Genomic DNA, 13,260 nt, shown 5'->3' on the forward strand with positions numbered 1-13,260 from the left:
CCCACAGGTTCACGCAGTGTGCCGAATCAGCAGCACTTGGGGCCGGACTTGCCACCGTAGCGGGCTTCCTGGCGTTCCCGGAAGAACGCCTCGTAGCTCATCACCGGCTTGTCCGGGTGCTTGGTCTGCATGTGCTCGACATAGTTGTCGTAGTCGGGCATGCCGACCATCAGGCGGGCTGCCTGCCCCAGGTATTTACCCAGCCGACCCAGGTCGTTGAACATCGCAGCATTCCTCTCAAGCGTCAGGCAGTGCCTGGAACGGGGTTTCCTTGTCGGTGCGTTCCTTGCGGCCGAGGGCGGCGTAGCCGACCTTGACGGCAAAGAACAACACGCTGAACACCACAATCAGGAACAACACGGTGAGCCCGGCGTTGGTGTAGGCGTTGTAGATCACGTGCTGCATCTGCCCGATATCCTTGGCCGGGGCCAGCACCTGGCCGGCGTCCAGCGCAGTGCTGTACTTCTCGGCCAGGGCCAGGAAGCCAACCGCAGGGTTCGGGTCGAACAGTTTGATCAGCCCGGCAGTGGTGGTGCAAATCAGCAGCCACACCGCTGGCAGCAAGGTGACCCACATGTAGCGCTGGCGCTTCATCTTGATCAATACCACCGTGCCCAGCATCAAGGCGATACCGGCCAGCATCTGGTTGGAGATGCCGAACAGCGGCCACAGGGTGTTGATGCCACCCAGCGGGTCGATCACGCCCTGATACAGCAGGTAACCCCAAAGGGCCACGCAGCCAGCCGTGCCGATCAGGTTGGCCGTCCACGACTCGGTACGCTTGAGCGCCGGCACGAAGCTGCCCAGCAGGTCCTGCAGCATGAAGCGGCCGGCACGGGTACCGGCGTCCACTGCGGTCAGGATGAACAGCGCTTCGAACAGGATCGCGAAGTGGTACCAGAAGGCCATGGTGTTTTCACCCGGCAGCACCTGGTGCAGGATCTGCGCAATACCCACCGCCAGCGTCGGCGCACCACCGGCACGGGCCAGGATGGTGTGCTCGCCGATGTCGCGGGCCACGGCCTCAAGCTGTTCGGGGGTGATCAGGAAGCCCCAGCTGCTGACCGTCTGCGCCACCGACACGACGTCGGCACCGACCACTGCGGGCGGGCTGTTCATGGCGAAATAAACGCCTGGCTCGATGACCGAGGCGGCGACCATGGCCATGATGGCGACGAACGATTCCATCAGCATGCCGCCGTAGCCGATGTAGCGGGCGTTGGTTTCGTTGTCCAGCAGCTTCGGCGTGGTCCCCGAGGAAATCAGCGCGTGGAAGCCGGACACCGCACCACAGGCGATGGTGATGAACAGGAACGGGAACAGTGTGCCCTTCCACACCGGGCCTGTACCGTCGGTGAACTGGGTCAGCGCAGGCATTTTCAGCTCTGGCGCGATGATCAGGATACCGATGGCAAGGCCGACGATGGTGCCGATCTTGAGGAAGGTCGACAGGTAGTCACGCGGCGCCAGCACCAGCCACACTGGCAGCACGGCAGCGACGAAGCCATAACCCACCAGCATCCAGGTGATCTGCACGCCGGTGAAGGTGAACGCCGGGCCCCAGACCGGATCCGCGGCAATCTGGCCCCCCAGCCAGATCGACGCCAGCAGCAGTACCACGCCGACGACCGAGATCTCGCCGATACGGCCCGGGCGGATGTAGCGCATGTAGATGCCCATGAACATCGCGATCGGGATGGTCGCCATCACCGTGAACATGCCCCATGGGCTTTCAGCCAGGGCCTTGACCACGATCAGCGCCAGCACCGCCAGGATGATGATCATGATCAGGAAGCAGCCGAACAGGGCGATGGTGCCAGGGATGCGCCCCATCTCCTCGCGCACCATGTCGCCCAGCGAGCGGCCGTTGCGGCGGGTAGACAGGAACAGGACCATGAAGTCCTGGACCGCGCCGGCCAGCACCACGCCGGCGATCAGCCAGAGCGTGCCAGGCAGGTAGCCCATTTGCGCCGCAAGCACGGGACCGACCAGGGGGCCGGCGCCAGCGATGGCGGCGAAGTGGTGACCGAAAAGAATGTGTTTGTTGGTCGGGACGTAGTCCAGGCCATCGTTGTTGAGCACCGCAGGGGTGGCTCGGCGAGGGTCGAGTTGCATCACCTTGGTGGCGATGAACAGGCTGTAGTAACGGTAGGCGACCAGGTAGATGGCCACTGCCGCGACCACGATCCACAAGGCATTGATCGCCTCGCCTCGACGCAGGGCGACCACACCCAGCGCACAAGCCCCTATGACCGCCAGCGCCAGCCACGGGATGTGGCGTAGCAGGCTGTTATTGTTGTTCATGGCATGCTTCCAGCTAAGTGGTTGGAATAGACAGCCCCTTGAGTCTAGGGCTTGCTTGAAGGGTTTACCATCCCGAATTGGCATACAGCCGGTGGCGAGCACAGGCTCTAGAACGCCGCTACCCGTACAACCTCATGCCTGGGAAGCAACACGCGCCCTGGCGGGCCTGGCATTTTTGCCAGTTGTGCATGAAAGGGGCACGCGCTTTCAATGATCAGGCAATCCGATTGCCCTTGGACGACACGCGATTGACGAATCTGCACACGCTGAAATCGTGCGTCGATCATCTGAAAGCCAGCAGAAAGGAAACGATCATGACCACGGAAAAAGCCGGCACCCCTCAACGCTCAGCCCCCATCGCCCCCACCCATGGTTCGATTGCGAGCCCAAAGTCCCGCGCCACGTTCGCTGAAGAAAAAGGCCTTATCGAAGGCAATCTTCACAACGGGATCGAAAGCGGCAAGTTCTTCCCCGAGACGACCGGTGGCCTGACCGACCCCTACGCCAAGGACGACGTTAAAAATATTGCACCACCGGCCGATGGCAAGATTGCCAGCGGCGAACGGCCTGGCGCGGCCTACCTGGACAAAACGGATGTCGACTGGGACAAGTATGACGTTGCCAGCGGCGCATCCCTTGATTTTGTCTGGAGCTTCAGTGCACGACACAAATATCGCCGTTTCAACTACTTCATCACCAAAGCCGACTGGAAAGCCGGGGAGCCGCTGACCCGTGCCCAGTTCGAAGCGCAGCCGTTCGCCACATTCCTCAATGAACTTCAGCCTTACTGGGGCTTCACCGACGAGCAGATGTGGCCGGCACAACCCACCACGCATACCTTGAAGCTACCTGAACGCCAGGGCTATCACGTATTGCTGGGCGTATGGGAAATAGCCGAGACCGACAAGGCCTTCTATCAGGTGGTCGACCTCGATTTCGTCACCAGCTAACGGTGGCGCCGGGTGACTCGGCCATATGTCATCCGTGTTACCCGTCATCCGGCAGGAGTGCCCGTGGCTGGTCTATAGTCAGTGCTACTGACGAGGGCCCGCCATGACCACTCCTTCCGACGATCGCCGGCGCTTCCAGCGCATTGACTTCGACGCCCCCACCGAACTGCGCCAGGGCGATCGCCGCTGGCCGGTCAAACTCCTGGATCTGTCGCTCAAGGGCCTGCTGATCGAGCGCCCTGAGCCGTGGAACGCCGACCTCACTCAAGATTTCGATGCGATCATCCAACTGGACCCGCACACCCATGTGCAGATGCAGGTGGAACTACGCCATGAAGAGGCGAAGCGGCTGGGGTTCATCTGCCTCTACATCGACATCGATTCGATGAGCCATTTGCACCGTCTTGTGGAATTGAACGTGGCCGACAGCACCGAAATGATGCGCGAGCTGCGACAACTCATCGAATAATGGGATCTCTTAGCTAGCTAATAGCTTTCCCAACTTGTGTTTCTTGTCTACCCAGACAGCTTTCAACCTGGGTATCGCAACGTTGTACACACCCCTCTAACACCGTATTCAATGAGTTGGTACGCGATCTGCATTGCGTTCTTGCACACCCTGCAAGCCTGCTTGTTCGCGCTCCAATCAAAATATTGTATACAATTCTTGTAGCAATCATTTGTAGGAAGTGTCTACAGTAGCGGCACAACAATAAACAGTGAGCCTGCTCAATGACTACGTCCCCTAGCACGTCTCCCGCCAAGCGCCCCGAGGACGAAAACCTCGGCCTTGGAGCCAACTTGGCCTATGGCCTTCAGCATGTGCTGACCATGTATGGAGGGATCGTCGCAGTACCCCTGATCCTGGGGCAGGCTGCGGGCCTCAATGGTGCCGAGATCGGCATGCTGATCGCGGCCTCGCTGTTTGCCGGTGGCCTGGCCACGCTGCTGCAAACGCTCGGCCTGCCCTTCTTCGGATGCCAGTTGCCGTTGGTGCAGGGCGTGTCGTTCGCAGGCGTGGCAACCATGGGGGCGATTCTCAGCAGCCAGGACGGTGGCGGCTTGCCAGGCGTGCTGGGCGCAGTCATGGCGGCATCGCTGATCGGCTTTCTGATCACCCCGGTGTTCTCGCGCATCACCAAGTTCTTCCCGCCACTGGTCACCGGTATCGTCATCACCACCATCGGCCTGACCTTGATGCCGGTGGCCGCACGCTGGGTGATGGGCGGCAACAGTGCTTCGCCGGAATTCGGCAGCATGGCCAACATCGGCCTGGCAGCGCTGACGTTCGCCATCGTGCTGCTGCTGAGCAAACTGGGCAGCGCGACCATTTCGCGCCTGTCGATCCTGCTGGCCATGGTCTTCGGCACCCTGATCGCCTGGGCGCTGGGCATGACCGACTTCAGCAAGGTGGCTGAAGGCCCGATGTTCGCCTTCCCTACCCCGTTCCACTTCGGTATGCCGACCTTCCACATCGCGGCGATCCTGTCGATGTGCATCGTGATCATGGTGACCCTGGTGGAAACCTCAGCCGACATCCTGGCCGTGGGTGAGATCATCGATACCAAGGTCGATTCCAAGCGCCTGGGCAATGGCCTGCGCGCCGACATGGCTTCGAGCATCCTGGCACCGGTATTCGGCTCTTTCACCCAGAGCGCCTTTGCGCAGAACGTAGGCCTGGTGGCCGTGACCGGGGTCAAGAGCCGCTACGTGGTGGCCACCGGTGGTGTGATCCTGGTAGTGCTGGGCCTGCTGCCGGTGATGGGCCGGGTGATTGCAGCAGTGCCAACCCCGGTACTGGGCGGCGCAGGCATCGTGCTGTTCGGCACTGTGGCTGCCAGCGGTATCCGCACCCTGTCCAAGGTCAACTACAAGAACAACGTCAACCTGATCATCGTCGCCGCCTCGCTGGGCTTTGGCATGATCCCGATTGCCGCGCCGAACTTCTACCACCACTTCCCGAACTGGTTCGAGACCATCTTCCACTCCGGCATCAGCTCGGCAGCGATCATGGCCATCGTGCTCAACCTGATCTTCAACCATTTCACGGCAGGCAATTCGGACCAGCAGTCAGTGTTCGCGGCAGGCTACGAGCGCACCATCCAGTACTCGGACATCTCTGCACTGCGTGATGGCGATTACTTCAAGGAAGGCAAGCTGTTCGACGCCGAGGGCAATGAGGTGCCGGTGCTGGAGCTGGACGAGCATGGCAATGCGGCGCCCAGGCGAACGCCGGTAGCCGAGCACTGACCGCTGACTGAGCGGTGACCCAGGGGGAGCCGATGCGCATCGTCGGCTCCCTTTTTTGTTGCCTGCACCGGCCGATTGCCTGCACAACCAGCGGCTTATTCGAACAAGGCGTCCAGAGCCTGTTCCAGCCGGGTTACGGCGATCACCTGCAACCCCGCCGGTGATTCCTTCGGTGCGTTGCCCTTGGGCACGATGGCCCGCTTGAAGCCATGTTTTGCCGCTTCTTTGAGGCGTTCCTGGCCACTGGGAACCGGCCGCACCTCGCCCGACAAACCAATCTCGCCAAATACCAGCAGCCCGTGGGCCAATGGCCGGTTGCGCAGGCTGGACATCACCGCAGCCAACAAGGCCAGGTCCGACGCGGTTTCAAGGACCTTCACCCCGCCGACGACATTGAGAAACACGTCCTGGTCATGGGTGGGAATACCACCATGGCGGTGCAGCACCGCCAGCAACATGGCCAGCCGGTTCTGGTCCAGGCCCAGGGTGACACGCCGCGGGTTGGCCAGGTGGCTGTCATCGACCAGTGCCTGTACCTCTACCAGCATCGGCCGGGTACCTTCCCACGTGGCCATGACCACGCTGCCCGGTACTTCTTCCTGAGCCCGGTTGAGGAAGATCGCCGATGGGTTGGAAACCTCTTTGAGCCCACGGTCGGTCATACCGAAGACCCCCAGTTCATTGACCGCACCGAAGCGGTTCTTCACCGCGCGCAGCAAGCGCAAGCGGCCATCGGACTCTCCCTCGAAATACAACACGGTGTCGACCATGTGCTCCAGCACCCGCGGGCCTGCCAGCGAGCCTTCCTTGGTGACATGGCCGACCAGGAAGATCGCCGTGCCACTCTGCTTGGCGTAGCGCACCAGCAATGCCGCACTTTCGCGCACCTGGGCGACACCGCCGGGCGCTGATTGCAATTGCTCGGTGAAGATGGTCTGGATCGAATCGATGACCATGACCCGGGGCTTTTCCTGGCGCGCGGTGGCAATGATCGTTTCGATACAGGTCTCGGTCATCACTTTGAGCTGGTCCTGGGGCAGCCCCAGGCGGCGTGAGCGCATGGCCACCTGCTGCTGCGACTCTTCGCCGGTGACATACAGCGCCGGCATGCCCACGGCGATATTGCACAAGGTCTGCAGCAGAATGGTCGATTTGCCGATGCCCGGGTCACCGCCGATCAACACCACCGAACCGTCGACCAGGCCGCCGCCCAGCACACGATCGAGTTCGGTGCTGCTGGTGGTGAACCGCGGAATCTCCTCGACGCTGACTTCGGCCAGGGTCTTGATCTGCGCCTGTTGCCCGGTCCAGCCGGCGCGACCGCTGGGTGCCGCCGCACCGCCGCTCTCGATCATGGTTTCGACCAGGGTGTTCCACGCCCCGCATTCGCCACACTGGCCGGCCCATTTGGGAAAGGTAGCGCCGCACTCGGTGCAGCCATACAAGCGCTTGGCCTTGGCCATGGGCAGGGTCTCCTGGAAAAAATCGCCATGATAGCCGACGCAGACGTGTCTCGAGCGCGTCGGCATGCGACAAAACTATTCGTTCCAAGCGCAGTCACTACCCGTGAACGGCACGCATGAAGCGATGCAGTGGCTTACACTGCGTAAACATCACCATTTGTCACAAGGGAATCGAACATGGGAATGATCAGTGAGTTCAAGGCCTTCGCGGTCAAGGGCAATGTCGTCGACATGGCAGTCGGTATCATTATCGGCGCTGCATTCGGCAAGATAGTCTCCTCATTCGTCGGCGATATCATCATGCCGCCACTGGGGATATTGATCGGAGGCGTGGACTTCAGTGACCTGGCCATTACCTTGAAGGCGGCTGAGGGCGATATACCGGCCGTGGTGCTGGCCTACGGCAAGTTCATCCAGACCGTGATCGACTTCGTGATCGTGGCCTTCGCCATCTTCATGGGTGTCAAGGCGATCAACCGCCTGAAACGCGAAGAGGCCGTTGCGCCAAGCGCCCCGCCGACCCCGACCCCTCAGGAAACGCTGCTGACCGAGATTCGTGACCTGCTCAAGTCGCAGAACCAGAATCGCCTGCCTTGAAAAGTGGCAAGCTGCAAGTGTAAGGCCGCTCAAGGGCAGCACTTGTAGCTTGCAGCTTGCAGCTACCAGTAGTTCTCCACCGCCACCTGCCCAGGCCGCTTGCTCAAGCTCAACTGCAGGTCACGCGCCTTGAGCACCTTGCGGGTCTCATCGATCATTTGCGGGTTGCCGCAAAGCATGATCCGTGAGTGCTCAGGCGACAGTTCCAGCCCCGCCGCCTTTTCCAGCTCGCCATTCTCGATCAGTGTAGTGATGCGTGCATTCAGCGCACCCGGATACTGCTCACGGGTAACCACGGGAATGAATTGCAGCTTGCCTGCAAACTCTGCCAGGTAATCACGCTGTTCAAGCCCGGCAATGTCATCCACATAGGCCAGCTCCTTGGCCTCGCGTACCGAATACACCAGTTTGATGTTGTCGAAACGCTCCCAGGCCTCGAAGTCCTGCAGGATCGACATGAACGGCGCAATGCCGGTACCGGTCGCCAACAGCCACAGGTCACGGCCACCGACGAAGCGATCAAGGGTCAGGTAGCCAAATGCCTGGCGGTCTATCAGCAGTGAATCACCCTCGCCAAGGCGGCTGAGCTCGCTGGTGAACTCCCCGCCCGGGACCACGATGGAGAAGAAGTCTAAATACTCGTCATGCGGCGCACTGACCATCGAGTAAGCACGCCAGACCACGCTGCCATCGGCCTTGGTCACGCCAAGCCGGGCGAATTGCCCGGCCCGAAATCGAAACCCCGGATCGCGAGTCACCCGCAGGCTGAACAGGCCAGGCGTCAGTGGCTGGACGTCCAGCAAGGTCTGGCGGGTAAACTTTTCGGCACTGGCGGTCATGACGGGCTCCGTGAATAACGTGCGCACAGTGTCGCGCAAAGCGGCCAGGATAAAAACCGTTCGATTGTAGGGTCACAGGCCACGGCCTGGCTGCTTTCATGGAATGATGAGACATTCTTAACAAAAAAATCCCAACAAAACGCTCGGTCTTTTCCTACAATCCCACCGGTATGCAAACGGATTGGGTCCTCTGGACGCAAGGGAGAGGGTTGATGCCTCACTGGAATCACGAGCATTTAGACCGCTTGGTCAACGAAAGTACCCCGCAAAAGGTGTTCGACCTCGCGGTTCACCTGGCACAGGACCTGGGCATGGAGTTCATGGGGCTCAAGCTTCGCATTCAGCTTGCAGCCCAGGCACCCAGGCTCTACCTGTACAGTAACTACCCGCTTGCCTGGATCGAGCGTTATCAACGCGACGAGTTCTACAAGCAGGACTCGGCAGCAGCATTGAGTCACACGTCGACCGGGCCGGTACTGTGGACCGATGAGTTGTATCGCGAAGCGCCGGATTTTCGTGAGCAGGCCTGCAAACATGGCCTGCGCCACGGCTGGACACAATCGCTGCATGACCTCAGGCACAACGAGACCCAAGTCAGCGTGGCACGGCCCTGTGGCAAGATCGACACCCACGAGCTGTACGACAAGGCCGGCCAAGTACAATGGCTGTGCCATACGCTGCACGACACCATTTGTGAGCATCACCTGGCCAAGTTGAGTTCGCCGCTGAAGATGAGCGATCGGGAACTCGAGGTGCTGAAATGGTCGGCCGCCGGCAAGACCGCCGCCGACGTCGCCTGCATTCTGTCACTGTCGCAAAGCACAGTGAACTTCCATATCCGCAGCGTGATTACCAAGACCAATGCTTCCAACAAGGCAGGCGCCGTCGCCATTGCCGTGATGCGAGGCCTGATCGATCAATAACCCGGCCTGCGACCAGAGGCAAAGCCCTGTAGAATCGCGTACCGAAGCCCGTGACGGTCTGTGACGGGCGACCCGTGCCCGAGCCTGATGCCATGCCCCTGTTGATCACACCCTACGCCGAACTCGACCTGATCCGCCAGCCGGACCAGGCCAACGACCCGTTGCAGGCCTTTGACGCCGCCGATGAATACCTGCTCGAGCAGTTGCACGCTCAGCAACTGGCGGCCGGGAGCAGGGTGCTGGTACTCAATGACAGCTTCGGCGCGCTGGCCGCCAGCCTGGTCGACCACGTGCCGGTGGTCAGCAGCGGTGACTCGCACCTGGCCCACATGGCCCTGGAAAAAAACCTCGCGCGTAACGGCAAGGCATTCGACAGCGTACCTTTCGTGCCCGCCAGCGAGCATTGGCAGGGGCACTTCGATCGCGTACTGGTGCGCGTGCCGAAAACACTTGCACTGCTCGAAGAGCAACTGATCAGGTTGCAAGGCCACCTGGCGCCCGGCGCACAGGTCATCGCTGCGGCCATGATCAAACACTTGCCACGGGCTGCGGGTGATCTGCTGGAGAAGTACATCGGCCCGGTACAGGCTTCGCTGGCGCAAAAAAAAGCGCGCCTGCTGACGGCCACCTTCGCCCAGCGCCCTGCCGCCAGCTCCCCGTACCCGACCCGCTACCGCCTCGACTCACCTGCGCTCGAACTGCTCAACCATGCCAACGTATTCTGCCGCGACGGCCTGGACATCGGCACGCGGGCCTTCCTCCCACACCTGCCACACGACTTGGGCAATGCACGTGTCGCCGACCTGGGTTGCGGCAACGGCGTGCTGGCCATCGCCAGCGCGCTGGCCAACCCCCAGGCGCACTACACACTGGTGGATGAATCGTACATGGCGGTGCAGTCGGCGCAGGAAAACTGGCAGGCTGCGCTGGGCGATCGCGCGGTGACGGTAGTGGCAGGCGATGGCCTGGCGGGGGTGGAAAAGCAGTCGCTGGATGTGGTGCTGTGCAACCCGCCGTTCCATCAACAGCAGGTGGTGGGCGACTTCCTTGCCTGGCGCATGTTCCAGCAGGCGCGTGAGGCATTGGTGGTCGGCGGTGCGTTGTATATCGTCGGTAATCGCCACTTGGGCTATCACAGCAAGCTGGCGCGCCTGTTCCGGGGAGTTGAACAGGTGGCCGCGACGCCGAAGTTCGTGATCCTCAAAGCCCGCAAGTGAAGCGGGGGCTGCTCAGTGCAGCCCCACGGCCCTCAATGCGTGGTCAGCCCCGCCGCGCTCATGAACAGCCGCATCACATAGGCCGCCACGCCCAGGGCGGCCACGCTCAAAGCCCAGATCAGCAACAACCAGCCCAGGCGTTGCCACAGGGGTTTCTTCTCTTCAAGGCCATGTTTGCCAGCCATGATGGGCCTCCTAGTGATAGCCGTCTTCGTGGGTGACCTTGCCGCGGAACACGTAATAGCTCCAGAAGGTATACCCCAGGATGAATGGCAGGATGAACAATGTGCCGACCAGCATGAAGCCCTGGCTCTGTGGCGGCGCAGCTGCATCCCAGATCGAGATCGACGGCGGGATGATATACGGCCAGAGGCTGATGCCCAGGCCGCTGTAGCCAAGGAAGATCAGCACCAACGTCAGTAGGAACGGGGTGTAGTTGGCACTGCGCGCCACTGCCTTGAACAAACCGTAGAACGTTACCAGCACGAGAAGCGGTACCGGCATGAACCAGATCAGGTTGGGCATGCTGAACCAGCGATCGGCAATCTGTGGGTAAGCGATCGGCGTCCACAAGCTGACGATGCCGATCACCACCAGCAACACCAGGGCCAGCGGCCGGCCGAGCTTGTGCATCTGCGCTTGCAGAGGCCCCTCGGTCTTCATGATCAGCCAGGTGCACCCGAGCAAAGTGTACGCGACGATCAGGCCCAGGCCACTGAACAGGCTGAACGGGGTCAGCCAGTCGAGCGTGCCGCCGGCGTAATGCCGGTCCACTACCTTGAAGCCCTCGATGAATGCCCCCAACGCGACCCCCTGGAAGAAAGTCGCCACCAGTGAACCGCCGATGAACGCCTTGTCCCAGATGTGGCGCTTGTCGTCCTTGGCCTTGAAACGGAACTCGAAGGCCACTCCGCGGAAGATCAGGCCGATCAGCATGAGGATCAGCGGCAGATAAAGCGCTTCGAGCACCACCGAATAGGCCATCGGGAAGGCCCCGAACAAACCGGCGCCGCCCAGGACCAGCCAGGTTTCGTTACCATCCCATACGGGGGCGACGGTGTTCATCATCACATCCCGGTCCTGCTCAGCCTTGACGAAGGGGAAGAGCATGCCGATGCCCAGATCGAACCCGTCCATCACCACGTACATCATGACACCGAAGATGATGATCACGGCCCAGATCAGCGGAAGGTCGATACCCATGGCTCAGTTCTCCTTGCTCAGGCTGGGGGCAGTGGCCTTGCGGCCTTCATCGGCGGCGGAAAGCGGCCGTGCCGGCGTGCGTTTCTGGCCGGGACCGCCAGGGGTGTGCTCGTCGCCCTCGCCCGTTTTCGGCCCTTTGCGCACAAGGCGCATCATGTAGCCCAGGCCAGTGCCGAACAGCGCGAAGTACACCACCACGAATGCAATCAGGGTAAAGCCCAGCTGGGCGTAGCTATGGTTGGAGACACCCTCCGAGGTACGCATCAGGCCGTACACCACCCACGGCTGGCGGCCGATCTCGGTGGTGAACCAGCCGGCAAGAATGGCGATCAGGCCCGATGGGCCCATCCACAGTGTCAGGTACAGGAACGGGCGTGAAGTGTAGAGGGTGCCGCGTTTGCGCAGCCAGAGGCTCCACAGGCCAACGAAGATCATCAGGAAGCCAAGCCCGACCATGACCCGGAACGACCAGAAGACAATGGTCGAATTGGGACGGTCCTCGGGCGGAAACTCCTTCATCGCAGGCACTTGTTTATCCAGGCTGTGGGTAAGGATCAGGCTACCGAGCGCCGGGATTTCAACCTTGAAGCGGGTGGTTTCGGCTTCCATGTCCGGGATGCCGAACAGGATCAGCGGGGTCGGCTCGCCAGGAACGTTCTCCCAGTGGCCTTCGATTGCGGCAATCTTCACCGGCTGATGCTTGAGGGTGTTAAGCCCGTGGAAATCACCGATCACAGCCTGGATGGGGGCGACGATCAGCGCCATCCACATGGCCATCGACAGCATCTTGCGCACCGCCGGGTTATCGCGCCCGCGCAGCAGGTGCCAGGCCGCCGAGGCGCCAACGAAGAAGGCGGTGGCAACGAACGCGGCGGTGGCCATGTGCATCAGGCGGTAGGGGAACGACGGGTTGAAGATGATCGCCAGCCAGTCCACCGGGACGACCCGACCGTCGATGATCTCGTGGCCTTGCGGGGTCTGCATCCAGCTGTTGGACGCCAGGATCCAGAAGGTCGACACCAGCGTACCCAATGCCACCATCACGGTGGAGAAGAAATGCAGGCCGCGGCCCACGCGGTTCCAGCCAAACAGCATGACGCCGAGGAAGCCCGCCTCGAGGAAGAACGCGGTAAGCACCTCATAAGTGAGCAGGGGGCCCGTGACAGCGCCGGCGAAGTCGGAAAAACGACTCCAGTTGGTACCGAACTGGTAGGCCATGACCAGGCCGGAAACCACCCCCATACCGAAGTTGACGGCGAAGATCTTCGACCAGAAGTGGTAAAGGTCACGGTAGACCTGCTCATGGGTCCTCAGCCAAAGGCCTTCGAGAACCGCCAGGTAACTCGCAAGGCCAATGGTGATGGCCGGGAACAGGATGTGGAACGACACGGTAAAGGCAAACTGAATTCGGGCGAGCTCGAGGGCTTCTATTCCGAACATGGTGCTTCCTCTTCAGGTAATCCGGCTTCCGGGCTCGTGGCCCGTCGCCCACTGCCCCCGCGTTAGTGTCGAGT

Annotated in this window: 13 protein-coding genes; 6 read left to right on the forward strand and 7 right to left on the reverse strand. The window is 61.2% G+C overall.

The window, feature by feature from the left end; translation table 11 throughout:
- Positions 1-26: 26 nt before the first annotated feature.
- Both ACEWE8_RS10615 and ACEWE8_RS10620 read right to left on the reverse strand, forming a co-directional pair.
- Positions 27-224 carry a YbdD/YjiX family protein gene (locus tag ACEWE8_RS10615; protein ID WP_008094130.1) on the reverse strand — a complete coding sequence of 66 codons (198 nt, stop codon included), beginning with the start codon at positions 222-224 and terminating at the stop codon, positions 27-29.
- A 13-nt stretch (positions 225-237) separates the two neighbouring features.
- A complete protein-coding gene (locus ACEWE8_RS10620) occupies positions 238-2,304 on the reverse strand; it encodes a carbon starvation CstA family protein (RefSeq protein ID WP_046784720.1) in 2,067 nt (688 codons plus the stop codon).
- Between the two features lie 248 nt (positions 2,305-2,552).
- On the opposite strand from ACEWE8_RS10620, the gene ACEWE8_RS10625 reads away from it, so the two are divergent.
- The 3 genes from ACEWE8_RS10625 to ACEWE8_RS10635 all read left to right on the forward strand — a co-directional run bounded on the left by ACEWE8_RS10625 (position 2,553) and on the right by ACEWE8_RS10635 (position 5,504).
- A complete protein-coding gene (locus ACEWE8_RS10625; protein ID WP_223255083.1) occupies positions 2,553-3,254 on the forward strand; it encodes a lytic polysaccharide monooxygenase auxiliary activity family 9 protein in 702 nt (233 codons plus the stop codon).
- 103 nt (positions 3,255-3,357) lie between these two features.
- Positions 3,358-3,723, forward strand: coding sequence for a PilZ domain-containing protein (locus tag ACEWE8_RS10630; RefSeq protein ID WP_046784718.1), 366 nt, complete (start codon positions 3,358-3,360; stop codon positions 3,721-3,723).
- Positions 3,724-3,986: 263 nt separating this feature from the next.
- On the forward strand, positions 3,987-5,504 hold the full coding sequence (locus ACEWE8_RS10635; protein ID WP_046784717.1) for a nucleobase:cation symporter-2 family protein: 1,518 nt from the start codon (positions 3,987-3,989) through the stop codon (positions 5,502-5,504).
- A gap of 95 nt (positions 5,505-5,599) precedes the next feature.
- Here the strand turns inward: ACEWE8_RS10635 and radA are convergent, their stop codons facing one another.
- A complete protein-coding gene (radA, locus tag ACEWE8_RS10640; protein WP_042111159.1) occupies positions 5,600-6,967 on the reverse strand; it encodes a DNA repair protein RadA in 1,368 nt (455 codons plus the stop codon).
- A gap of 177 nt (positions 6,968-7,144) precedes the next feature.
- Here radA and mscL point away from each other — a divergent pair, with 177 nt between their 5' ends.
- Complete coding sequence (gene mscL / locus ACEWE8_RS10645) at positions 7,145-7,564, forward strand: large-conductance mechanosensitive channel protein MscL (RefSeq protein WP_012312722.1); 420 nt, start codon at positions 7,145-7,147, stop codon at positions 7,562-7,564.
- Positions 7,565-7,626: 62 nt separating this feature from the next.
- Here the strand turns inward: mscL and ACEWE8_RS10650 are convergent, their stop codons facing one another.
- On the reverse strand, positions 7,627-8,403 hold the full coding sequence (locus tag ACEWE8_RS10650; RefSeq protein ID WP_046784716.1) for a ferredoxin--NADP reductase: 777 nt from the start codon (positions 8,401-8,403) through the stop codon (positions 7,627-7,629).
- A 212-nt stretch (positions 8,404-8,615) separates the two neighbouring features.
- Here ACEWE8_RS10650 and ACEWE8_RS10655 point away from each other — a divergent pair, with 212 nt between their 5' ends.
- Both ACEWE8_RS10655 and ACEWE8_RS10660 read left to right on the forward strand, forming a co-directional pair.
- On the forward strand, positions 8,616-9,326 hold the full coding sequence (locus tag ACEWE8_RS10655) for an autoinducer binding domain-containing protein (RefSeq protein ID WP_046784715.1): 711 nt from the start codon (positions 8,616-8,618) through the stop codon (positions 9,324-9,326).
- A 92-nt stretch (positions 9,327-9,418) separates the two neighbouring features.
- Positions 9,419-10,543: a methyltransferase gene (locus tag ACEWE8_RS10660; protein WP_046784714.1), complete on the forward strand. Its 1,125-nt coding sequence runs from the start codon at positions 9,419-9,421 to the stop codon at positions 10,541-10,543.
- 32 nt (positions 10,544-10,575) lie between these two features.
- Here ACEWE8_RS10660 and ACEWE8_RS10665 read toward each other — a convergent pair whose 3' ends face one another.
- The 3 genes from ACEWE8_RS10665 to ACEWE8_RS10675 are packed head-to-tail and all read right to left on the reverse strand — an operon-like array spanning position 10,576 to position 13,186.
- Entirely contained in the window at positions 10,576-10,731 is a 156-nt protein-coding gene (locus ACEWE8_RS10665) for a DUF2474 domain-containing protein (protein ID WP_080765861.1), read from the reverse strand.
- A gap of 7 nt (positions 10,732-10,738) precedes the next feature.
- Positions 10,739-11,746, reverse strand: a complete 1,008-nt coding sequence (gene cydB, locus ACEWE8_RS10670) for a cytochrome d ubiquinol oxidase subunit II (RefSeq protein WP_012312717.1) — start codon at positions 11,744-11,746, stop codon at positions 10,739-10,741.
- A 3-nt stretch (positions 11,747-11,749) separates the two neighbouring features.
- Positions 11,750-13,186: a cytochrome ubiquinol oxidase subunit I gene (locus ACEWE8_RS10675; protein ID WP_046784713.1), complete on the reverse strand. Its 1,437-nt coding sequence runs from the start codon at positions 13,184-13,186 to the stop codon at positions 11,750-11,752.
- Positions 13,187-13,260: the final 74 nt, after the last annotated feature.

The sequence above is a fragment of the Pseudomonas sp. TR47 genome (assembly GCF_044143025.1).
In the GTDB taxonomy this organism is placed as follows: domain Bacteria; phylum Pseudomonadota; class Gammaproteobacteria; order Pseudomonadales; family Pseudomonadaceae; genus Aquipseudomonas; species Aquipseudomonas putida_E.